Annotated in this window: 21 protein-coding genes; 7 read left to right on the top strand and 14 right to left on the bottom strand. The window is 65.4% G+C overall.

Annotated features, from left to right (window positions below; translation table 11 throughout):
- The first annotated feature begins 111 nt into the window (after nt 1–111).
- Nucleotides 112–1,269, top strand: a complete 1,158-nt coding sequence (gene nosP / locus J2T47_RS12380; protein ID WP_253446817.1) for a nitric oxide-sensing protein NosP — start codon at nt 112–114, stop codon at nt 1,267–1,269.
- The gene (nahK, locus tag J2T47_RS12375) at nt 1,199–3,826 is read left to right on the top strand and encodes a hybrid sensor histidine kinase/response regulator NahK/ErcS' (protein ID WP_253446814.1); all 2,628 of its coding nucleotides are present in this window, start codon (nt 1,199–1,201) and stop codon (nt 3,824–3,826) included. The genes nosP and nahK overlap by 71 nt, the downstream gene beginning before the upstream one ends.
- A 198-nt stretch (nt 3,827–4,024) precedes the next feature.
- On the opposite strand, the gene J2T47_RS12370 is transcribed toward nahK, so the two are convergent.
- The 7 genes from J2T47_RS12370 to J2T47_RS12340 all read right to left on the bottom strand — a co-directional run bounded on the left by J2T47_RS12370 (nt 4,025) and on the right by J2T47_RS12340 (nt 10,049).
- Nucleotides 4,025–4,885, bottom strand: a complete 861-nt coding sequence (locus J2T47_RS12370; protein ID WP_253446765.1) for a DMT family transporter — start codon at nt 4,883–4,885, stop codon at nt 4,025–4,027.
- Between the two features lie 46 nt (nt 4,886–4,931).
- Nucleotides 4,932–5,597, bottom strand: a complete 666-nt coding sequence (gene agmR, locus J2T47_RS12365; protein ID WP_192431265.1) for a response regulator AgmR — start codon at nt 5,595–5,597, stop codon at nt 4,932–4,934.
- A gap of 42 nt (nt 5,598–5,639) precedes the next feature.
- Nucleotides 5,640–6,203: a PQQ-dependent catabolism-associated CXXCW motif protein gene (locus tag J2T47_RS12360; protein ID WP_253446762.1), complete on the bottom strand. Its 564-nt coding sequence runs from the start codon at nt 6,201–6,203 to the stop codon at nt 5,640–5,642.
- A gap of 105 nt (nt 6,204–6,308) precedes the next feature.
- Nucleotides 6,309–7,127, bottom strand: coding sequence for an ABC transporter permease (locus J2T47_RS12355; protein ID WP_253446759.1), 819 nt, complete (start codon nt 7,125–7,127; stop codon nt 6,309–6,311).
- Nucleotides 7,124–7,855 carry an ABC transporter ATP-binding protein gene (locus J2T47_RS12350; RefSeq protein ID WP_253446756.1) on the bottom strand — a complete coding sequence of 244 codons (732 nt, stop codon included), beginning with the start codon at nt 7,853–7,855 and terminating at the stop codon, nt 7,124–7,126. The genes J2T47_RS12355 and J2T47_RS12350 overlap by 4 nt, the downstream gene beginning before the upstream one ends.
- Entirely contained in the window at nt 7,852–8,820 is a 969-nt protein-coding gene (locus J2T47_RS12345; protein ID WP_253446753.1) for a YVTN family beta-propeller repeat protein, read from the bottom strand. The genes J2T47_RS12350 and J2T47_RS12345 overlap by 4 nt, the downstream gene beginning before the upstream one ends.
- A gap of 11 nt (nt 8,821–8,831) precedes the next feature.
- The gene (locus J2T47_RS12340; RefSeq protein ID WP_253446750.1) at nt 8,832–10,049 is read right to left on the bottom strand and encodes an ABC transporter substrate-binding protein; all 1,218 of its coding nucleotides are present in this window, start codon (nt 10,047–10,049) and stop codon (nt 8,832–8,834) included.
- A gap of 160 nt (nt 10,050–10,209) precedes the next feature.
- Here J2T47_RS12340 and J2T47_RS12335 point away from each other — a divergent pair, with 160 nt between their 5' ends.
- Nucleotides 10,210–10,368, top strand: coding sequence for a hypothetical protein (locus tag J2T47_RS12335; RefSeq protein ID WP_168190533.1), 159 nt, complete (start codon nt 10,210–10,212; stop codon nt 10,366–10,368).
- Nucleotides 10,369–10,378: 10 nt separating this feature from the next.
- On the opposite strand, the gene J2T47_RS12330 is transcribed toward J2T47_RS12335, so the two are convergent.
- Nucleotides 10,379–11,473: a GNAT family N-acetyltransferase/peptidase C39 family protein gene (locus J2T47_RS12330; protein ID WP_253446747.1), complete on the bottom strand. Its 1,095-nt coding sequence runs from the start codon at nt 11,471–11,473 to the stop codon at nt 10,379–10,381.
- A gap of 141 nt (nt 11,474–11,614) precedes the next feature.
- Between J2T47_RS12330 and J2T47_RS12325 the strand changes: the two genes are divergently transcribed.
- Nucleotides 11,615–13,105, top strand: a complete 1,491-nt coding sequence (locus J2T47_RS12325) for a RimK family protein (RefSeq protein WP_253446744.1) — start codon at nt 11,615–11,617, stop codon at nt 13,103–13,105.
- Between the two features lie 131 nt (nt 13,106–13,236).
- The gene (locus J2T47_RS12320) at nt 13,237–14,571 is read left to right on the top strand and encodes a sigma-54 dependent transcriptional regulator (protein ID WP_253446741.1); all 1,335 of its coding nucleotides are present in this window, start codon (nt 13,237–13,239) and stop codon (nt 14,569–14,571) included.
- A 640-nt stretch (nt 14,572–15,211) separates the two neighbouring features.
- Here the strand turns inward: J2T47_RS12320 and J2T47_RS12315 are convergent.
- The 6 genes from J2T47_RS12315 to J2T47_RS12290 all read right to left on the bottom strand — a co-directional run bounded on the left by J2T47_RS12315 (nt 15,212) and on the right by J2T47_RS12290 (nt 20,169).
- Complete coding sequence (locus J2T47_RS12315) at nt 15,212–16,486, bottom strand: transporter (protein ID WP_253446738.1); 1,275 nt, start codon at nt 16,484–16,486, stop codon at nt 15,212–15,214.
- A 52-nt stretch (nt 16,487–16,538) separates the two neighbouring features.
- Nucleotides 16,539–17,279 (bottom strand): hypothetical protein, encoded by a 741-nt coding sequence (locus J2T47_RS12310; RefSeq protein ID WP_253446735.1) that lies wholly within the window; start codon nt 17,277–17,279, stop codon nt 16,539–16,541.
- A 46-nt stretch (nt 17,280–17,325) separates the two neighbouring features.
- Complete coding sequence (locus tag J2T47_RS12305; protein WP_253446732.1) at nt 17,326–18,006, bottom strand: C39 family peptidase; 681 nt, start codon at nt 18,004–18,006, stop codon at nt 17,326–17,328.
- Between the two features lie 76 nt (nt 18,007–18,082).
- On the bottom strand, nt 18,083–19,081 hold the full coding sequence (locus tag J2T47_RS12300) for a heme utilization protein (RefSeq protein WP_253446729.1): 999 nt from the start codon (nt 19,079–19,081) through the stop codon (nt 18,083–18,085).
- Between the two features lie 55 nt (nt 19,082–19,136).
- Nucleotides 19,137–19,715: an adhesin gene (locus tag J2T47_RS12295; RefSeq protein WP_253446726.1), complete on the bottom strand. Its 579-nt coding sequence runs from the start codon at nt 19,713–19,715 to the stop codon at nt 19,137–19,139.
- Nucleotide 19,716: 1 nt separating this feature from the next.
- A complete protein-coding gene (locus tag J2T47_RS12290; RefSeq protein WP_253446723.1) occupies nt 19,717–20,169 on the bottom strand; it encodes a hypothetical protein in 453 nt (150 codons plus the stop codon).
- A 628-nt stretch (nt 20,170–20,797) separates the two neighbouring features.
- Between J2T47_RS12290 and J2T47_RS12285 the strand changes: the two genes are divergently transcribed.
- Together J2T47_RS12285 and J2T47_RS29340 are read left to right on the top strand one after the other, a co-directional pair.
- The gene (locus tag J2T47_RS12285; protein WP_253446720.1) at nt 20,798–21,628 is read left to right on the top strand and encodes an undecaprenyl-diphosphate phosphatase; all 831 of its coding nucleotides are present in this window, start codon (nt 20,798–20,800) and stop codon (nt 21,626–21,628) included.
- Nucleotides 21,629–21,645: 17 nt separating this feature from the next.
- Nucleotides 21,646–22,356: a DUF1294 domain-containing protein gene (locus tag J2T47_RS29340; protein ID WP_253446716.1), complete on the top strand. Its 711-nt coding sequence runs from the start codon at nt 21,646–21,648 to the stop codon at nt 22,354–22,356.
- The last annotated feature ends 21 nt before the right edge of the window (nt 22,357–22,377 follow it).

Here is a 22,377-nt window from a genome sequence, read left to right as displayed (position 1 = left end):
GCACCACCATCCCGCTACTTTCGGATAGCCCCGCCGCGACCCAAGTAGCATGGGGCGCGCCCCGGCCGCTTCGTAGAATGCCAAGGTCGATATCCTGACTGGGCGTACGCCATGCACGAAACACAAGGAGTCGTTCGCGGCATGTCCAGCGCCCGCGACGTCGAGGCGGTCGCCCAGGACCTGGCGCGCCAGCTGCTCCATCCCAACCTCGGCTTCGTGCTGTTCTTCTGTTCCGCCGAATACGACCTGCCGGGGCTGGCCGCCGCGCTGGAGCAGTACTTCGGTGGCATCGACCTGGCCGGTTGCACCACCGCCGGGGAGATCACTCCGCAGGGCTACGGCCGCGGTTGCGTGACTGCGGTGGGCTTCGACCTGCGCAGCTTTGCCATCTCCTGCGCGCTGGTGGACGAGATGGAGCGCTTCAGCCTGATCGACGCGCAGCAGATGGTCGAGTCACTGGTGGCCGACTGCCGCAGCGCCGGGCTGGCACCGATCAAGGACCACAGCTTCGCGCTGACCCTGCTCGACGGCCTTTCCAGCCGCGAGGAAGTGGTGCTCGCCGCGCTCAGTGCGGCGCTCGGTGCCATCCCGCATTTCGGCGGCTCGGCGGGTGACGACAACCACCTGACCCACACCCACGTCTATTACCAGGGCCAGTTCCACACCGGCGCGGCAGTGGTGGTGCTGTTCAATACCTGGCTGGACTTCGAGGTGTTCACCACCCACCACGTGCTGCCCAGCGAGGAGAAGCTGGTGGTCACCCGCGCCGACAGCGACAGCCGCCGGGTGCTGGAGCTCAACGCCGAGCCGGCGGCGCTGGAGTTCGCCCGCCTGGTCGGGGTGCCGCTGGAGCAGCTGGACTTCTCGCTGTTCCCGGCGCACCCGCTGGCGGTTCGGCTGCGCGACCAGTACTACGTGCGCTCGATCCAGCAGATCAACGACGACCTCAGCCTGACCTTCTACTGCGCGGTGGAGAACGGCATCGTCCTTACCGCCATGAGTACCGGCCCGCTGCTGCCGGGGCTGCAGGCACAGTTCCAGCGCCTGCACGAGCGCCTCGGCCCGCCGCTGCTGACCATCGGCTGCGACTGCTTCCTGCGTCGCCTGGAGCTGGAGGTGGCCGGCGATACCGAGCCCACCGCCGAGTTTCTCCGCAGCCAGCAGGTGATCGGCTTCAACACCTACGGGGAACAATTCAATGGCATGCATATCAACCAGACCTTCACCGGTGTCGCCATTGGCCGTCCTCGGGGCAATCCCGGACGCTGAGCTGCGCGCGCGCATCGACGAGCTGCAGCGCGACAACCACAAGCTGCAGCGGATCAACGCGGCGCTGATCGAGCGCGTCGAATCGGCCACCTCGCGCGGTGACAACGCCTATGGCGCTTTCCAGCATTCGGTGGTGCTGGCCGAGCAGGTGCGCGAGCGCACCGATGCGCTCAGCGAGGCGATGGTGGAGCTGAAGTCGAGCAACCAGCTGCTCAGTGACGCCCGCCTGCGCGCGGAGACCGCGCACCAGCACCTGCTGGACGCCGTCGAGAGCATCTCCGACGCCTTCGTGCTGTTCGACCCGCAGCAGCGCATCGTCCTCTACAACGAGCGCTTCCGTGCCTTCTGGGCGCAGACCCGTGCCCGCGTTGGCGCCGGTACGCGGCTCGCCGAAGTGCGCCGGCTGGCGCAGAGCAGCGGGCTGATCGTCGAGGAGCAGCGCAGCAGCGACGACGAACACACCCTCTATCGCCTGCGCAACGACCGCTGGGTGCGCGTCACCGAGCGGCCGACCCGCGATGGCGGGCTGGTGGTGCTCTACAGCGACATCACCGAGATCAAGCAGAACGAGATGGCCCGCCGCGAGCAGGCGGTGGCGCAGAAATCGCACCTGCTGCAGCGCGCCGTGGACAACCTGTCCCAGGGCGTGGCCATGGTCGGCGCCGATGGCGCGCTGGAACTGTGGAACCGGCGCTTCCTGGAGCTTTGCGGGCTGGCGCCGATCGAAGCGCACCGACCCTTCGCCGAGGTCATGGCGGACAGCGAACTGCCGCTGCTGACCCCGCGCAGCCGACCGCGCAAGGGCGAGACGGAAGGAGTGATCGAGCAGCGCCTGTTCGACGGGCGCATGCTGGAAATCCGTACCCACGCGCTGCCCACCGGCGGCTTCGTCAACACCTTCACCGACATCACCGAGCGCTATCGCCACGCCGAGGCGCTGCGCGAAAGCGAGCGCTGGATCCGCCTGATCACCGACCAGGTGCCGGCGCTGATCGCCTACCTGACCGCCGACCTGGACTACGACTTCACCAACAAGGTTTACGAGGAATGGTACCGCTGGCCCAGCGGCTCGATGCTCGGGCGCAACCTGCGCGAGGTGCACAGCGCCGAGCACTGCCAGCGCCTGGAACCCTACTTCGAACGCGCGCTGTCGGGCGAAAGCGTCACCTTCGAGATCGCCGAAACCAACCTCGCCGGGCAGGAGCGCTACATGCAGCGCTCCTATGTGCCCAACCGCCAGGCCGACGGCACGGTGAGCGGGCTGTTCGTGCTGATCCGCGACATCACCGAGCGCCGCCGCACCGCCGAGGCGCTGCACCAGGCCTACCAGAACCTGGAGCAACGGGTGCGCGAGCGCACGGCCGAGCTGACCAGCCTGAACGACCAGCTCAAGCGTGAGATCGACGAACGCAGCCAGGTCGAAGGGCGCCTGCGCGAGGCCAAGCGCGAGGCGGAGCAGGCCAACCTGTCGAAAACCAAGTTCCTCGCCGCCGTGAGTCACGACCTGCTGCAACCGCTGAACGCCGCGCGGCTGTTCACCAGTGCCCTGCAGGAGCGAAGTGGTGAAGCGCTGGTGCGCAACATCAGCCAGTCGCTGGAGGACGTGGAGACGCTGCTCTGCACCCTGGTGGACATTTCCAAGCTGGATGCCGGGGTGATCAAGCCGGATATCGCGTCATTCGAGGTCAGCGAGCTGCTCGGCAACCTTGCCGCCGAGTTCAGCCAGGTTGCCACCAGCGAAGGCCTGGTACTGGACTTCGTGCCCAGCGGTGCGCAGGTGCGCAGCGATATCCAGCTGCTCGCGCGAATCCTCCGCAACCTGCTGACCAATGCCATCCGCTACACGCCTTCGGGCCGCGTGCTGCTGGGCTGCCGGCGGCGCCGCCACAGCCTGTGGATCGAGGTCTGGGACACCGGTGTGGGCATCGCTGCCGACAAGCTCGGCGAAATCTTCCAGGAATTCAAGCGCGGCGATGTGCAGCGCTTCCACCAGGATCGCGGGTTGGGCCTGGGTCTGGCCATCGTCGAGAAGATCGCGCGCATGCTCGGCCACCGCATCCAGGTGGACTCGGTGCCGGGCAAGGGCTCGCGCTTCGCCATCGAAGTTCCGCTGGCGCGCCGTGTGGCCCGCAGCGCGCCGGAGCCGGAGCGCACCGCCGACGACCTGGTGGAACGCCTGCGCGGCTCCCGCGTGTGGGTGCTGGATAACGATGCCTCGATCTGCGCCGGCATGCGCACGCTGCTGGAAACCTGGGGCTGCCGGGTGGTAACGGCGCTGTCGGAGGAAGACCTGGCGCGGCAGGTGGACAACTTCCACGCCGAGTCGGACCTGCTGATCGTCGATTATCACCTCGACGACGGGCTGAACGGGGTCGACGCGGTGGCCTCGATCAACGCCCGCCGCGGCACGCCGCTGCCGGCGCTGATGATCACCGCCAACTACAGCAACGAGCTGAAGCAACAGGTCCGCGAGCTGGGGCACACGCTGATGCACAAGCCGGTGCGGCCGATGAAGCTGAAGACCGCGCTGTGCCATCTGATCGATAGCGCTCATTGAACGCTGCAGGTATGAGCGTGCGGCACTTGTCGGAGCGGAACGCCTCCGCGATCACCGCGATAGCGGTGCCAGTCGGCAGGATTCGCGGACAGGGTCCGCTCCTACAGGTTAAGCCCCGCTCTCACGGGAGGAACTCTACGTAGGATGGCGTGGAGCGCAGCGATACCCATCGATGCGCCCAGCAGCCTGTAGGGCGGATCAGGCGCGCTGGGCGACGGGGGCGCGCACCTTGGCCAGCAGGATCAGGGCGATGCCGCCCAGCACGGCGAGGGACACCAGCGCCAGGCGCAGGCTGATCGCCTCGCCCAGCAAGACGGCGCCGGACAGGGCGGCGAGGATTGGCACGCTCAGTTGTACCGATGCGCCCTGAATGGCAGACAGTCCCGGCAGTGCGCTGTACCAGATGGCATAGCCGATCCCCGAGGCCACCGCGCCGGACAGCACGGCATACACGCTGCCCATCACATCCACCCGCAGGTCGGTATGGAAGAACGCCGCCAGCAATGCCGCCAAGGCAATGGCGCGGACGAAGTTGCCGGTGCTGATCGCCAGCGGGTCGCTGCCCTGGCGCCCGAGCAGCGAGTACAGCCCCCAGGCCACCCCCGACAGCAGCATCAGCAGCGCGCCGGCCAGGGGCGGCGCACTGGCGCTGGGCAGCAGTTGCACCAGCAAGCCGCCAAGGGCCAGAAGAAAACCCACCAGGGCCTGCCCGCGCAGGCTTTCGCCGCGCAGCAGGCCGACCAGGATCATGGTCACCTGCACCGCGCCGAACAGCAGCAGCGCCCCGGTGCCGGCATCCAGTTGCACGTAGGCGTAGGAGAACGCCGCGGCATAGACGAACAACGCCGCCGCCGCGCGCCAGTTGCCGCCTTCACTGGCCACGCGGCGGCGCAGTTTCAGCAGCAGGGCGAGCATCAGTGCCCCGGAGAAGATGCGGATGCCGGTGAAGCTCACCGCGTCGATGCCGGTGGCCTTGAGGGCCAGGCGGCAGAGAATGGAGTTGCCGGCGAAGGCGATCATCGCCAGGCCGGTGAGGCTCAGGGTGCGGGTGGAGGGCATCGAGTGGTTCCCGGTAGCGGTCTGCGCAGCACGGACGGTTGGCGCGTCAGCGACGCAGGTAGGCGGCGAAGTCGATATCACCCGCGCAGAGGATGGCCTGCACGCGGTTGTGCACCTTCAGCTTGCGCAGGATAGCGGAGACGTGGGCTTTCACCGTGGTTTCGGCGATCTCCAGGTTGTAGGCGATCTGCTTGTTGGATTCGCCCTTGGTCATCCGCTCCAGCACCAGCAGCTGCTTGCGGGTCAGCGCCTGCAGCAGTTCCGGCGGGATGCTGTGGTCTTCCTGGCCGCTGCGCCGCGGCGAGGATTTCTGCGTGCGGATGATGTCCGACGGCAGGTAGACGTTGCCGTTGAGGATCTGCTCGATGGCCTCGGTCATCTGCAGGCGCGGCGACGACTTGGTGATGAAGCCCACCGCGCCGTAGGTGATGGCCTGCAGCACGACCTGCTTGTCCTGCTCGGCGGAGACGATCACCACCGGGATGGTCGGCGCCTCGTTGCGCAGGCTCATCAGGCCGTTGAGGCCATGCATGCCGGGCATGTTCAGGTCGAGCAGGATGAGGTCGAGATCGTCGTGTTCCTGGGTCAGGCCCAGGGCGCTGTCGAGGTCGGCGGTCTCCATCACTTCGCTGCCGGGGAAGCCGTCGGCGATGACGTTGTGGATGGCTTCGCGGAACAGCGGGTGATCGTCGGCGATCAGGATCTTGTACATGGCCTGCACCTCGTTGTTGTCGTTATGGGCGGTGATCGCAAGTTACTTCAGGGGTTGCGGTTGCGCATCCTGCAGGGGCAGTCCTGCCTGTTCCCAGGCATCGATTCCATCACGGTACCAGTAGAGGCTGGCATAGCCCAGCGCATGTGCGCGGCGGATGGCATTCCAGCTCATCCAGCAGTCGGAACGACAGTAGAACACCAGCGGGCGCTTGGCATCGCCGTCGGTGAGGTGGGCGAGATTCTGCTCCAGGTAGGCTTGCCACTGCGGTTCCAGGGTGCCGGTGCCGACATTGGCCAGCCACAGGCTGCCGGGCAGGTTGCGGTGCGGTTCGTCCGCGACGAACTGGCCGTTGAGGAAGGTGCGGCGGTAGACGTCCACCAGCCGGGTCTGCGGCTCGCGCTGGAGCAGCGCCTGCAGGGCGGGGGTGTCGAGGGTGGTGGCGTGGTCGGCGGAAGGCGGCGTCGGGCTGCGGTACTGGGCCTGGCGGTAGCCGTCGGCGGAAAACAGCGGCGCGTCCTCGGCCAGCGCAGTCGGCAGTGCCAGGGTGAGACTGATCAGGCAGGCGGCCAGGCAGCCGGGCACGGCAGTAGCAAGGCGAGGCATGGCGGTATCTCTGTTGGTTTTTCTTGTAGTGACCATTAGATGCCGGCTGTGCGGCTTTGGAAATTCGACGTCCGGAGGGGCGAACCGCTACCAAAGTAGTAGGTTTCAGCCCTTGCGCAGGGCGGCGTGCTGCGGGTTGAAGGTGAGCACGGCGAGGCCGGCGAAGAGCAGCGTCAGCCCCAGGCAGGCGCCGCTGGCCAGCGGGTTGAAGCGCTCGTAGAGAGCGAAACGCACCAGCTCCACGGCGTGGCTGAACGGGTTCAGCGCGCACAGCCAGTACAGCCACTGGCTCGCCTCGCGCATCTTCCACAGCGGGTAAAGCGCAGAAGAGAGGAAGAACAGCGGGAAGATGACGAAATTCATTACCCCGGCGAAGTTCTCCAGCTGGCGGATGCCGTTGGACAGCAGCAGCCCCAGCGCGCCGAGCAGCAGGGCGGCCAGCAGCAACGCCGGTAGCGCGGCGAGCAGCCCCAGGGGCGGCGGCTGCACGCCATACAGCCAGGCGATCAGCAGGAAGGCGTAGACCTGCAGCAGTGAGACCAGCGCTGTGGCCAGCAGTTTGCTCGCTAGCAGGAAGGCGCGCGGCAGCGGGCTGGTCAGCAGCACGCGCATGCTGCCCATCTCGCGGTCGTAGACCATCGACAGCGAGCCCTGCATGCCGTTGAACAGCAGGATCATGCAGCACAGCCCCGGCACTATGTAGGTCTCGTAGGTGACGTAGGTGTCGTACGGCTCGATGATCGAGATGCCCAGCGCCGCGCGGAAACCGGCGGCGAATACCAGCAGCCAGAGCAACGGCCGCACCAGCGCGCTGAGGAAGCGCGAGCGCTGCAGGACGAAGCGCAGCCATTCGCGCATGACGATGCCGCACAGGCACTGCCAGTAGGCGGCGGGGCCGAGGCGCGGGATTTCCAGGGTGCTCATGCGCAGGCCTCCAGGCGGGTGAGGCGGTGGAAGGTGCGCTCCAGGTTACCGGCGTCTGGGGCGCAGATATCCCGCGCCTCGCCACGGGCGACCAAGCGGCCGCGGTCTAGCACCAGCAGCGCATCCTCGTCGCGCACTTCATCCAGCAGGTGGGTGGTCCAGAGCACCGCCAGGCCGTCCTCGCGGCACAGCCGGCGCACATGGTTGTTGAGCGCCTGGCGTGATGCCGGGTCGAGGCCGACGCTGGCTTCGTCGAGCAACAGCAGGCGCGGACGATGCAGCAGCGCACGGGCGATTTCCACTCGCCGACGATGTCCACCATTGAGCGCGCGGACCTTGTCGCGGCGGCGCTCCTGCAACTGCTGTCGCGCCAGTTCGGCGTCGATCCGCTCGTTCGCCACGCTGCGCGGCAGGCCGTGCAGGGCGGCGTGGTAGCGCAGGTTCTGCTCCACGCTCAGGTCCAGGTCCAGGGTGCTCTGCTGGAACACCACGCCCAGCTCCCGCAGGGCCAGGCGCGGCTGGCGACGCAGGCTGCAACCGAGCACCTCGATTTCGCCCTGTTGCAGGTCGTAGAGGCGGGTGAGCAGGGCGACCAGGGTGGACTTTCCGGCGCCATTGGGGCCCAGCAAGGCGGTGAAGCGCCCGGCGGGCAGCTCGAACTCCAGGCCGTCGAGGGCGCGCCGCGCGCCGTAGGAGAAGCCGAGCCCCGTCACTGTCAGTGCGTTCATGGCGTCACCACCACGCCCCAGGGGTAGCGGCCGACCTTGATCGACCTGGTGACCTTGCGCGAATCGACATCGATCACCGACACATCGCCGCTGACGCCATTGGTGGCCAGCAGGGTCTTCTCGTCCGGGGTGAACGCCAGGTGCCAGACGCGGCGGCCCACCAGCAGATAGTCGAGCACCTCGAAGGTCTTCGCATCCACCACCGCCACGTGGTTGGCCGGGCCGAGGGCGACGAAGGCGTACTTGCCGTCACGGGTCAGCTGCACGCCCACCGGCTGCACCTTGTCCGGGTGTACGCCCTGGATGGCGAAGCGCAAGGTCTTGAGGATCTTGCGGCTGGCGGTATCGACCACGCTGACGGTGCCGCCGATCTCCGCCGAGACCCAGACCTGCGAGCCGTCGTGGGTGAACTCGGCGTGTCGCGGGCGCTGGTCCACCAGGGTGCTGTCCACCAGCTTCTGGGTCGAGGTATCGATCCAGTGCAGCATGTTGGTGGTTTCGCTGGTGTTCACCGCCCACTTGCCATCCGGGCTCACTGCCATGCCTTCGGGCTCGACGCCGACGTCGATCTGCCCGAGCACCTGGGCGGTCTGGGTATCGACCACCGTGACCAGCGCATCGTCCTCGTTGGAGACGTACAGCCAGCGGTCATTGGGGTGCAGGGCGAACTGCTCGGGGTCGGCACCCGAGGGCAGCTGCTTGATGATCTTGCGCGTGGCGAGGTCGAGCACCTGTACGGTGTCCGAGTCGCTGGCGCAGATGTACAGCAGCTTGTTGTCGTGGGACAGCGCCAGCCCGCGCGGGCGCTTGCCGGTGTCGATAGTGCCGGTGACGGCCAGCGTGTCCAGGTCGATGACGCTGAGGTTGTTGTCCTTCTCGTTGGACACGTAGGCGGTGGCGGCAAAGGCGGGCGGCACCAGCCCGAGGGCGAGGTTCAGGCAGGAGAGGGCAAGCAGGCGGGGCATGGGCAGGGTCCTCATGGGCGTTCTTCTTGTGGATTGGCTTGGGCGAGGTGGCACTGGCTTTCCGGTGCATCGAGGCCGAGGCTGTCGAGTTCGCTGGCGGGGTGCAGGAAGCCTTCCTGCGGCGAGGTACTGACCAGGGCGCGAGGCTGCACCAGCGGGATCGGCTGGCGCAGCTGGCCGTCCCAGGGGCGGAAGCCGAGCTTGTAGCCCTTGAAACCGTCCAGTGGCAGGTCGGGGGACAGCGACAGCTTGCGGATCGCCACCGGGTCGGCGTCGCGCAGGCGGGTGACGGCGCTGGCGATGCTGCGCACGGCGATCCAGGCGGCGAAGTCGCGGTCATTCATCCAGCGCCCGGCGTGCTCTTCGAAGCGCTTCTGCAACTGGGCGGCGCCATAGGTCTCCACGGTCTTGTGCCAGCCCGTGGCGACCAGCCCCTGGGTGCCGGCGACCGGGCGCGGCAGCCAGGTGTTGTAAGGCACGTACTCGCCGAAGTCGCCGTGTTCGTCGGCCACCAGCACGGCGTCGTAGTCCTCGCTGGACTGAGTGAACAGGGCCATGTCGGCCTGGGCGCTGCGACGCTGGTCGTTGTCGAAGGTGAAGGGCTTTTCCTCGACGATCTTCGCGCCGAAGCGCTTGGCCGAACGGCGCAGGGCGGTGGCGTACAAGGCGTCTTCCGGGCGTTGGCCGACGATCAGCAGCCAGCGCGTCCACTTGCGCAGCACCAGGAACTGGGTGAGGGCATCGGTCAGCATCAACCGGCTGGGCAGGGTGTGCAGCACGTTCACCGCGCACTGGCTGGCGCGCAGCTCGTCATCGGCGGCGCCGGCGTTGAACAGCAGGCTGTCCGGCAGCGCGGCGGCCAGTTGGCGCAGGGTGTCGGCGGGAGCGTTGACCACGAACAGGCGCAAGCCGGCGTCGTGCAGACGCTTGGCCTCGGCGAGCAGTTTTTCCGGGGTGTCGGTGCTGGCGGCTTGCAGGCTGTAGCGGTGCTTGAGGAAGCGTCCGGTGCTGTTGCTGTCGGTGATTGCCAGCTCCGCGCCGCGCAGGCCTGCGTCGGTAGGTTCCGGGATGACGTTGGACAGCAGCGGGCCGGGGTCGGGTGTGTAGCCCAGGTAGCCGATGCGGACTTCCAGCGCGGGAGCTTCTTCGGCGCGGGCGTCGAGACCGAAGGCAGCGGCGCACGCAACAGCCAGCAGATAGGCCACGCCGTGCAGGACGAACTGGCGCATGGGACGACTCCTTTCTGGTTCTTGTGCGGCCAGCATAGGAAGCGTCAGGGGTGCAGAAAATATGCAGAAAGTACCGGTTGGGGCAGTACCAAGGTAGTAGGTCGCGCGCCGCGCCCGCGTCCTAGGATGGCGCTACAAGAACCAGAAGAGGAGCGTCGCCATGCGTATCGCCGTCACTCTCGTCCTGCCGATCCTGCTGATGCTCAGCCTGTTCGGCTTCGACTTCCTCTACACCCGCAACGGCTACCTGCCGGCGGCGGAACTGCGTGCGCCCGTGGCCCCGGTGGGTTGCATCACGACCTGTCGCGGCGCGCCCTAGGTCTCCGCCTTCAGCGCTTGTAGAGGATCACTGCCGCGCGCAGCTTGCTGCGGCCGAAGCGGCTCATCTGCTCGAACTCCGCGTGGCTCACCGGGATGTGCTGGCAGTCCAGCGGTTCGCGGTGCTGACTGTGGTCGACGTCGGGGTCGTGCAGGTAGACGAAGTCTTCGTCGCAATCGGTAACCACCACCCAGTGCGGAGCCTTGGAGCGGGTCAGACGGTAGCTGCTGATCAGCACCAGCGGCTGGCCGCCGGCTTCCAGCGCGCCTTCGATATCCAGCTGGTTGACCAGCAACTGCTCCACGTCGCTCTGCGCCAGCTCGGCGCTGAAGTCTGCGTGGACCAGCCGCATCACCTCGCGCTTTTCCTCGCTGCGCACGCCATCGAGGAACAGCGGGCCATCCTCCGACAGCAGCAGGCGCACGCGGAAGCCGCGGCGCAACGCCGCCAGTGCCAGCCCCTGCGGGCTGCAGCCGCCGTGCCCGGCGGTCATGTAGATGGTGGTCGCCTCGCGCCACAGGCGCAGCTCTTCGACACGTTCCAGGCGGCGATAAGGCTCCAGCGCGCCCATGGCCATCAGCAAGGCGGAGGGCCCGCAGGTGAATTCCGTGGTCTGGCGGTAGTAGGGCACGTGGCGGTGGGTGCGTTCGTTGATATGGCGGATGCGCTTCTCGAAGCGCAGCGCTTCGCTGTGGTCTTCGTAGTAGTCGCGCACCGTCGCGAACGGCCGGTAGCCGTTGCGCTCGTAGAGCGCGATGGCGCCGCGGTTGTCCGGGCGCACTTCCAGGCGCAGGTAGGCGCAGTCGTTCTCCCGTGCCTCGGCCTCGGCGTGGTCCAGCAGCTTCTGGCCCAGGCCGATGCCGCGGGCGCGTTCGTCCACGGCAATGGAGTACAGCCGCGCCAGCGAGGTGCCCTGGTGGAACAGCACCAGCGCGTAGCCCAGCAACTGGCCGTCGGACTCGGCAACGGTGAGGCTGGCGTGGGCGCGGGTGATCATCCACTGGAAGTTGCGGCGGGACAGGCGGTCGTGCTCGAAACAGCGGTTTTCCATTTCGACCAGGGCTGGCAGGTCGTCGGCAGCGGCGGCGCGGAACTGGAGTTTCATAGGGTAAGGATTCGTTAACCTGCAGGGGGCAACTTGTTCACCAAGGGCTGCGAACGGGCGGCGGGGCACGCGGTCGAAGCAGCATCCAGTATTGTCCCCGGCCCTGGGCGCGGCAAGCGCAGGGGCCACTTCGGAGGTGTCGTGAGCAAGCTGTTCATCATCGTGGAGCGCAAGGAAGACTGGGCTTCGTACTATCCCAGCGAAGACGTGGTCAGCGCCCAGGAGTACCTGGAGATGCCCATCGACGACGATAACGGTAAGCGCGTGCAGGTGATCAACCTGTGCCGCAATTACCGGTACCTGGGCCACGGCTACTACTGCTCGCTGCTGGCCGAGGCGCGCGGGCACAAGGTCATCCCGTCGGTACGCAGCATCAGCGAGCTGGCGAAGAAGTCGCTGTACAGTCTGGCGCTGGAGGATCTGGAGAAGACCCTCGACAAGGCGCTGGCCGACCATCCCTACGGCAGTACCGACGGCTTCACCCTGACCCTGTACTTCGGCCGCACCGATATCGAGCCGCTGCAGGACCTGGCGCGCCAGCTGTTCGAAGCGTTGCCGTGCCCGATGCTGCTGGTGGAGTTCCGCAAGAACCGCGGCTGGCACATCGAAGGAGTTAAACCGGGCAACATCCACAAGCTGCGCGAGGACCAGGAAGAACTCTTTGCCAACGCGCTGGACGGCTTCAGCCGGCAGATCTGGCGCAAGCCGCGATCGCGCAAGCAGTACCGCTACGACCTGGCGATCCTCCACGACCCGGAGGAGGCCTTCCCGCCGTCCGACGCCAAGGCCCTGAAGAATTTCATCCGCGTCGGCCGCGGCCTCGGCATCGACGTCGAGCTGATCGAAAAGAAGGACTACTCGCGGCTGGCCGAGTACGACGCGTTGCTGATCCGCGAGACCACCAGTGTCAGCGACCATACCTATCGCTTCGCCAAGAAGGCCGAGAGCGAGGGGATGGTGGTGATGGACGATCCGGTGTCGATCCTGCGCTGCACCAACAAGGTGTATCTCGCTGACCTGCTGCGCAGCCACAAGCTGGGCATGCCGGCCACCGAGATCCTCTACAGGGACAACCCGCAGGAGCTGGAGAAGGTCGGCGAGCGCCTGGGCTTTCCGCTGGTGCTGAAGATTCCCGACGGCAGCTTCTCCCGCGGGGTGATCAAGGTCGGCAATCAGGGGGAACTGCTCAAGGCCAGCGCCGAGCTGTTCGAGCGTTCGGTGCTGCTGCTCGCCCAGGAGTTCTTCTATACCGAGTACGACTGGCGGATCGGCGTCTTGAACCAGAAACCCATATTCGCCTGCCAGTACTTCATGTCCAAGGGCCACTGGCAGATCTACGACCACAGCCCGGATGCCAAGGAGCTGAGCGGCGATTTCCGCACCATGGCCGTCCACGAGGCACCGCGCAAGGTGGTGGAACTGGCGGTGAAAACCGCCAACCTGATCGGCGATGGGCTCTATGGCGTGGACCTCAAACAGGCCGGTGACCGGGTGGTGGTGATCGAGGTGAACGACAACCCGAACATCGACTGCGGGGTCGAGGATGTGTACCTGGGGGATGACCTCTACAAGCTGGTGCTGGAGGAGTTCGTGAGGCGGCTGGAAGTCAAGCGACGGGGGCGCGGGTGGTGAGATCGATTCGGCATTGACCTTATAGGAAAACGGTCGATGTGCTGCGTCAAGATATTGCTAGCGTTACAAATTGGAGCGCCAACCAACTGTTTTTTAAAGTTTTTCAAAATAATGGCGCCAAGGAAGGGAGCATGCTCGAGGCAGCCACGAATCTTCGTCGCCTGCTGGTAGTCGATCCGTGCGACGACTGCCGCAGGTTATTACCCGGACTCCGGGCAGCAGGGTGGGAGGTAGACAGCTGCGAGCTGGACAGCGCCAGCAATCGCGGTTGTGACGTCGGCCTGCTGCGCCTCCAACCCCGGCATCTCGAACGCCGGGAGTCCGTCAAGGAACTCATCAGCCGCAGTGGTACGGAGTGGATAGCCGTGCTCAGCCCGGACGTGTTGCCCCTGAATGAAGTGGGCGATTTCGTCAGCGAATGGTTCTTCGATTTCCATACCTTGCCCTTCGATGTGGCGCGGGTGCAGGTCACCCTCGGCCGCGCGTTCGGCATGGCCCGCCTGCGCGGGCGCGGCAGCGTGCACAGCGATGAACACGAACATGAGCTGCTGGGTGAGAGCCGTGACGTGCGCGAGTTGCGCAAGCTGCTGGCGAAGTTCGCGCCGACCGAGTCGCCCGTGCTGATCCGCGGCGAGAGCGGCACCGGCAAGGAACTGGTGGCGCGCACGCTGCACCGCCAGTCACGGCGGGCGGTCAGGCCGTTCGTGGCGATCAACTGCGGGGCGATGCCCGAGGCGCTGATCCAGTCGGAGCTGTTCGGTCACGAGAAGGGCGCCTTTACCGGGGCGCACCAGCGCAAGATCGGGCGCTTCGAGCAGGCCAACGGCGGCACGCTGTTCCTCGACGAGGTGGGCGACCTGCCGCTGGAGCTGCAGGCCAACCTGCTGCGCGTGTTGCAGGAGAAGCAGATCGAACGGGTCGGCGGCAGCCAGCCGATCGATGTCGATGTGCGGGTGCTGGCGGCGACCCACGTGGACCTGGAACAGGCGATCCGCGCGGGGCAATTCCGCGAGGATCTCTATTACCGGCTCAACGTCCTGCAGGTGTCCACTTCGCCGCTGCGTGAGCGCAATGGCGACCTGGCGCTGCTGGCCAACCATTTTGCCCACCTGTACAGCGTCGAGACCGGCCGGCGTCCGCGGCGCTTCTCGGACGATGCACTGGCGGCGATGGCCGAGCACGGCTGGCCAGGCAACGTGCGCGAGCTGGCGAACCGGGTGCGGCGTGGCCTGGTGCTGGCCGAGGGACGACAGATCGAGGCCCGCGACCTGGGCCTGGAGCGGGAGAAGGGCCGCTCGGCGCACCTGCCGCTGGTGACCCTGGAGGAGTACAAGCTCGGCGCCGAGCGCCAGGCCATGTGCGACGCGCTGGCCCGGCACGGTGACAACCTCAGCGTGGCGGCGCGGATGCTGGGCATCTCGCGGCCGACTTTCTATCGCTTGTTGCACAAGCATCAGTTGCGCTAGGGCGGGGTGGTTGGCACGGCGGGCGGACGAAGGTTCGTCCCGCCTGTCTTCCCTATTTTTCCCGTGCCGGAACCCCACTTGTAGGACGGGCGGGGGCGCTTAGCCCATGCCCGTGATCCGTCGGTAGGGCCGACGTTGGTCGGGTTCGCGAGCAAGCTCGCTCCTACGAGGAACTCCGCCTTCGTGTCTTCAAGCTCTGGCTCTTGAGGTTTTCCAGCGAAACATCCGCACGCTCCGGAGTGTCCCTTTCAGGAGGCCGAAGGTGATCGGAGTTCCAGGGGTTGAGCGACATGGATGTCGCGAGAGCCACGATGGGCCAGGGACGGCCCTTCGTGGCGGGCCCCTGGAACTCCGAAGAACCGAGGGTACTTTTCGCGAAGCGAAAAGCCAGATGTCAGGGACGAGCCTTTTGGTTACTTTCTGGCGTTTGAGAAAGTAACTCGCCCGAGGGGGCGAAACACGAATCTCGCGCGCACGCCGAAGCGGCGCGGAAACATCTAATCCAAAGCAATAGATCAACAGCGATCCAGAAGCAAACGCCGGCCCTTTCGGCGTGCGGGCATTGCCCGCTCCTGAAGGGGATATCCTGGAAATGACAAAGGCCCCGAAAAGGGGCCTTTGCAGTTGGACAGCCAAACCGTCAGAAGTAATACGGGAATTTCACGCTGAAGCTGAAATCCGGCGCATCCGGCGAGATGCCGATGGACAGGTTCGGCACGATGGTCAGGTTGGGGCTCCAGGCGTAGGTCAGGCCCCAGTTGAAGTACGCCGCGTTGGCGTCGCTGCCGGTGACGGTGGTCCAGTCGCCGCCGTCGGCCTTGATCTTGCTCTTCTGGGCGATCAGGTCGGAGAAGGAGAACGACATGCTGGTCTTCTCGTTGAGGGCGAAGGCGACGCCCGCACCGATCTGGAACCAGTCGCCGAGATCGACCTTGCCTTTCTGCTTCACGCCCTCGGTGGGGCTGATGTCGTCGAAGGACTCCTCCATGTTGTAGGTGTAGGAGAAGCTGCCGAACAGCACGGCGGGGTCGACGGTCTTGACCAGCGAGATGCCGGGGGTGACCGACCAGACGCCGTTGCCGGTGGGCAGGGATTCGGGGACGTTGAGGTTGTCGTTGTCCGAGGCGCGCTTGAGCTTGATGCCGTAGGGTTCCTTGCCGGTGGGCGCCTTGATCCGCAGGCTGACCACCGCGTCGGGGCGCGATTCGGTTTCGTCCATGAACTTGTAGGCGATGCCGAAGTTGACGTCGCCCAGGGTCGGGTCGCGGGTGACCTTCTCGTCGGTGGACTGCGCCGTGGAGTTGCCGGCGCCGGCCGATTCGAAGGTGCTCTCGCGGTACACCACGGGGGCGTTTATGTCGAACTGCCAGCGGTTGTTCCAGTTGTAGCGGCCGGTGAGGTCCAGGGTCCAGTTGTCGGCGTTGATGTTGTCCACGCCGATGTTGCCCAGGAAGATCGTGTCCAGCGCCAGGAAGCCGTTGAGGATCAGCTGCTTGGTGTCGTAGTGGGTGTAGGTGATGCCCGTTTCGAAACTGAACGCGCCATTGCCGAAGAAGCCGCTGGCCTCATCGTAGAGGTTCTCCACACTCTTGGGCGGGCTGCTGTCGTCCTTGAGCGATTCGCCATAGGAGCTGCCGCTGGAGGCAACGGTGTTGCCCGTTCCAGGTGGCGTCGGCTTGCCGGTGGCGGTGACCAGGCGCTTGGGCTGGGCGGGGGCGGCCGGTGCTTCTTCGACCTGCCTGACCCGTTGTTCCAGCACCATCAGGGCCTTCTGCTGGGATTCGTAACGCTGCTTGAGTTCCAGCAGCTCCTGTTTCAACGCCTCCACCTCGGCTTCCGTCGCCGCGGCGGCGTTGGTCGAGGGGAGTAAAGCGGATACACAGATTGCAGTTCCTAGCGATAGCGATCGGTGCATGGCGCGCTGTCCTTCTTATAGATGGGACTTCACAGTCGCACTGGAGCGTAGATCACATACCCATGGTGCGAAGCCCTTTGAGTTGGTCGAGATTGCAGTCGAGCGCTCCAGACGACGGAAGGTTGTTTTTCAGTACCACGCTCAGCTGTGCCAGGTTGTTGACGGCATTATTTCCACCCACCATCTGCGCCGCCTGGAGCAACCCGCCAGCAGCGAGTTGTTGCATGGCAACGCCCTGGCCGTTGGCATTGATCGCCAGCTGCACGCCGCCATTGGTGGGCGATACGCTGACTGTGCCGGCGCCGTTGCTGGCGGTCACGGGGTTGGTGTCCAGCGGCGTTCCCTGCGGGGCAGCGACAGGCGGCGCCTGGTTGGCTTCTTTCACGTCGATGCTGACGTTGTTCGAGGCGGTGTTGTAATCCCCCGCGGCGCGAACGCTCTGGCTCACGCCCTGGGTCTGGTTGAGCCCTGCGCCGCCGGTGACGGTGCCTGTGCCGGCAGCCGGTGCCGCACCATTGCCTTTCTCGTCGATGGTGGACACGTAGAACTGCGGTTTGATGGTCGATTCCTGGATCTGCATGCTGACCTTGGCGCCGATGTTGTCGCCCACGGCGTTCTTCCAGGTGCTGCTCATGACGATGCCGAAGCTGATGACCCGGCCGGGCATCACGTATTTGCCGCGCAGTTGGGCCAGCTCCTGATCCTTGAGCTCGATCGGCTTGAAGACGCTTTCCGCCTGGACCGGCAGGCAGGCCACTATGCAGGTGGCGGCAAGCAGCGGGATCATTTTCATTGGGGTTCTCCCCGGAAGGATTCCTGCCTTCCGTTATTGTGCGGTCTTAGAGGAAGTCGCTCTGGATAAAGCCGAATTCCATGAGCTCCGCGTCCTTGACCGGGCTGAACGCATTGATCCGGTCCTTCGCCGTCAGTGGATCGGGCGGGCTCATCAGCGCGTTGGCCTGTTGGTAGCCCGGGCCGATGACGGCGAAGATGATGCCGTTCCAGCCTTTGAGGAAATCTTCCTGGGTGAAGCGCTTGTGGCCCAGCACCGGGTCGCCGATGTAGACGTAGCCCTTGTAGGCGCGTTGCATCACGACGAAGTGTTTGTAGCCACGGATATCCATCAGCACTATCACCGGGATCGTCAGCTTCTCCAGCGACGCCGGCGGGATTCGGTACCCGCGTGCGCGCATGCCGATGGCTTCCAGGTAGGTCTTCATGTCGAGCATGGAGAACCCCTGTGTGCGCACCAGGTCCGGGTCGGCCCGGACCAGCATCCCCTTGATCACGAATTCCTCGTCCACGTCCAGCGCATAGGCCTGGCGGAGGATCGTCGCCAGTGCGGCGGCGCCGCAGCTGAAGTCGGTCTTCTGCTGAACCAGGTTGCTGAACTTGCGCTCGCGGATGCTCTCGACGTGTTTGTAGGCCATCGACCCGCCGGGAAGAATGGCGAAGGGGAGTTGCGCGGCCTGCGTCGTGAGGCTGAAGAGGGCGAGCAAAAGCAGGGCGGACGTACGCATGATCGTGACGCCTGGGGAGTGGCTTGCGGAGAAGGAGGCTCCGTTGCCGGAGCCTCCAGGTACCACGCTGGATCGCTTACATGCAGGATTTGCAGCCTGCGGCGATGGACAGCGAGTTGCTCTGCTGGTTGCCGACACCGGCAGCGATGTTCGCCCCAACGTTACCCGACACGTTGTTCAGCGAATTGTTCATGCTGGCGTCGTTCTTGACCGGATCCTTCCAGCCGGTTTGTACCAGGACCTGGGAGGTAGCCTGGCCACGCAGATCGACAGTACCTGCCTCGACGAAGAACAGCGGATCGAGGTCCGGTTTGCTGCTGCCGTGACGGTCATCCTTGCCACCGCTGCGGCCCGAATCATCCACGACTACACCCACGCCAGCGCCCTTGTACGTGCCATGGGCACGGAACTCGGTCTTCAGCGTTTCCTTGTCGTAGGTGGCGAGTGCCGCGTTGGCTACACCATTGCCGGAAGAGGTCTGCTCGGCGCCGCTGTAGGACTCGGCGGAGCGACCACCGGAGACGGCGGCAGCCATGTCGTTTTTCTGTTGGTTGTAGTTGCCGGCCGTCACGTTGATGCCGATGTTGCCGGAGGAGTTGTTGCCGGAGTTGTTGAGTGAAGCCTTGTTGGTGGTGGAGAAGTTCCAGGCCTGGTTCGCGGTGTTGGTCTGGGTCACGCTGGTGGACGCGTAGGCGGTACCGAAGATGAATTTCTCATCCGCGGTGGCCAGTGCGGCGGCATTGGCCTGTTGGTTCATGTCGCCTGCGGCCACGTTGGCGCCAACGTTCCCGGATGCGCTCCCCAGCGATCCGTCGATGGTGGCGGTGTTCTTCGTGCCCTGGTTGACCACGATGTTGTCTTCGCTGGTCTGGCTGTCTTCCACTTCGGCGCTGGCGCCGGCGTCGATCCGCGGGTCCTTGTAGGGATCGTACGGGGTTTGCGGTTGATGTTGTTCATGGCCGTGACCGTTGCCATGACCATGCCCTCTGTCGTTACGATTATCGGCGTGCACTGCTACAGCCATGATCGCTGCCACAGCGAATACCAGGGGCTTGAGAGCCATTGTCGGTTTCATGGTGTATCTCCTTTGCTTTGTTTGGCGTGCTTAGTGTTTTAGGAGTTGGCTTGGGTCAATCCGCGACCCGGATGCTCAGGGTGTTGGCAATGCGATTGCCGACCCCGGCGCTCTGGCTCACCTGGACCACCCCTCGGCTGCCGGCAAAGGCCTGGTCGCTGGTAGCGACCTGCCGGCTTCCCGTGGTGGAGCCCGATGGGCCCGAGTTCACTGGCAGCGCGACGTTCTGCTGGGAAAGCACGCTGTCATCGACGCTCTGCGGAATGGCGCTGACGCTGATCCGCATGACGTTCACTTGCTGGTTGGCGGTCCCGGCGGCCTGGTTCACGCCCAGTGCACCGTTACCGTTGGAGAAGGCGTTGCCGTTGATGCTGGCGGACGCGGCCTGGCTGAGGTCGGCATGGGTATTGACCGACTGGCGCAGAGCGGTGGTGGCCTGGGCGTTGCTGCCGATGGCGATGGCCCGGGCGTTGGCCTGTTGCTGCTCGTCACCGGCAGCCTGGTTCACGCTGGCCACGCCGCGGTAGTTGCGCATCGCGCTGTCGATGCTGGCGTTGTTGATCGTGGCGGGGTCGTCGGCGAGGGCGACGACGCTGCAGAGCAGGAGGGGTAGAGCGAGCAGGCGGGCGTTCATCTCAGCGATCCCCCGTCAGCATGCGCAGGGGCGAGAGCCCTTGCTGGACGGTGCGGTTTACCGAGTTGGAGATGCCGGCACCGCCGCCGGCCGCGCCGGCGCCCATGCTATTGCCGTTCAGGCTCTGGTTGCTGCCGTTGTCCATGCCCACCAGTTGCCCGCCCGGCAGGATGTGCCGTTGCAGGCTCGAGCCGCTGGTGACCCCGGCAAAATCGCTGTCGCTCAGTTCGGCATTGCCGGTCTGGCGCACGACCTGCTCGGAGATGTTCGGGTTGATGGTGACTGGATTAGGGTCGGGAATGTCGGTGGGTCGCGTGGCGACGCGCGGCTGGACCACGCGTTGCAGGACGATGGTGCCGTCGCCGGCTTGTGCGACCGGGCACAGCGTGACGCTGGCCGCGCCGCATGCGAGCGTGACGAGAATGCCGACTATCCGTGAGTCGATGTTCCCCATGATGGCGGTTCCTTCTTGGTGCGCTGAGCCCTAACCAGCGGTACCAAGGTGGAGCAGGGGCCGTGCCGCTTTTGAACAGTCATTGCGAATCAATGACTTGGCACGAGGCTCTGCGAGCCATTGCGGAGCCTGTGTTTCCGCGCTGATACAGAACGACCGTACGAAACACTGCCGAGGCCCTAGCACGGGGGCCGGATCACCGATGAAGCGGATTTTGTTTCGCCGGTGAAACACAACTTTGGATTGGGGTGGGTGAAGCGCAGCGGGCCGGCGTTTGCGGCGATTTCAGTGTTTCGCCGGGCTTACACAACTCATGGTTTTGTAGGCTTTCTGGTACTTGAGTACTGCAGTCTTTTCAATGGATTAGGCATTTTGCATGATGGCACGAACCCTCCTGGATCGTGGTTGTCTGCATCTTCCGGGCGAGGGAGCGCCTGGTTTTTCTCAGCGAAGTGCCAACACCTTCGCTACCGGGACGAGCCAAGAGAAATTTTTGTGAATTTCATAGCGATCTGCAGGCAATGCATTAGCATGCCGACGCCGCTGCGGCGCTTGCGCGCCAGGAGCAGGCAGCGGACATAAATCATTAGAAACGTGCGAGCCAGCGTGCCTCGCGGGGGACAGTAGTATGGATCTGTGGAGTGCCGTCCAGGCCTTCATCCTTGGCGTGGTTGAGGGGCTCACCGAGTTCCTGCCGATCTCCAGTACCGGCCACCAGATCATCGTGGCGGACCTCATCGGCTTTGGCGGCGAACGCGCCGAAGCCTTCAACATCATCATCCAGCTGGCCGCCATCCTGGCGGTGGTCTGGGAGTTCCGCCGCAAGATCCTCGAGATCGTCGTGGGCCTGCCCTCCCAGCGCAAGGCACAGCGCTTCACCGTCAACCTGCTGATTGCGTTCTTCCCCGCCGTGGTGCTGGGCGTGGCCTTCGCCGACTACATCCACCACTACCTGTTCAACCCGATCACCGTGGCCGTGGCCCTGGTGGTCGGCGGCGTGATCATGCTCTGGGCGGAGAAACGCCAGCACGTGGTCCATGCCGAAACCGTCGACGACATGACCTGGAAGGAAGCCCTCAAGGTCGGCTGCTGCCAGTGCCTGGCACTGATCCCGGGCACCTCGCGCTCCGGTGCCACCATCATCGGCGGTCTGCTGTTCGGCCTGTCGCGCAAGGCGGCCACCGAGTTCTCGTTCTTCCTGGCGATGCCGACCATGGTCGGCGCCGCGGTCTACTCCGGGTACAAGTACCGCGACATCTTCCAGCCCTCGGACCTGCCGGTATTCGCCATCGGCTTCGTTACCTCGTTCATCTTCGCGATGATCGCCGTGCGCGGCCTGCTCAAGTTCATCGCCAACCACAGCTATGCGGCCTTCGCCTGGTACCGTATCGTGTTCGGCCTGCTGATCCTGGCGACCTGGCAGTTCGCCCTGATCGACTGGAGCAGCGTCAAACCCTGACCCGATAGCGAGTGAACGTGGAAAAGAACGGCACCATCAGTCGCTGGGACGATGACAAGGGCTTCGGCTTCATCCGTCCCCAGGCCGGCGGCAAGGACGTCTTCCTGCACATTTCCGACTTCCGTGGCGACCGCCGCCCGGAAGCGGGCGACCAGGTCCGTTACGTCGAAGGCACCGGCAAGGACGGCCGTCCCCGCGCCGATCATGCCCGCCTTGCCGGGCTGGCCATCGACACCCCGGCGATTCGCCGCAAGCCCGCGGCCACTGCCACCCGCGAGCGGGTTCGCAGCGGCCGCGAAGTCGCCTTCCCCAGCGCGCCGAAGCGCTCGCTGGGCAAGGCGCTGGCGATCCTCGCCGTGCTGCTGGCGCTGCCGGTCATCGGCTCCGTGCTCTGGCTGAAGGACGCCTACTTCGTCTGGTTCCTGCTGCTCTATCCGGTCTTCAGCGTCCTGGCCTTCTTCGCTTACTGGCGCGACAAACGCAGCGCTGAACGCAACGCCTGGCGCACCCCCGAACAGAGCCTGCACCTGCTGGAACTGCTCGGCGGCTGGCCGGGCGCTTTCCTCGCCCAGCAGCTGTTCCGTCACAAGACCCGCAAACTGTCCTTCCAGCTGGTGTTCTGGGCCATCGTCCTGCTGCACCAGTTGTTCTGGGTCGACTGGCTGAGCGGCGGCCGGCTGCTGAGCTGGATCGGCGCGCTGATGGGACTGGGCGCCAATCCGGCGTAAGCGGTTTTCTGTGGCTGGCCG

Source organism: Pseudomonas nitroreducens (assembly GCF_024170165.1).
GTDB classification, from domain to species: Bacteria; Pseudomonadota; Gammaproteobacteria; order Pseudomonadales; family Pseudomonadaceae; genus Pseudomonas; species Pseudomonas nitroreducens_C.
Note: the sequence above shows the minus strand (reverse complement) of the source record. Positions and strands in the feature narration are given on the sequence as shown.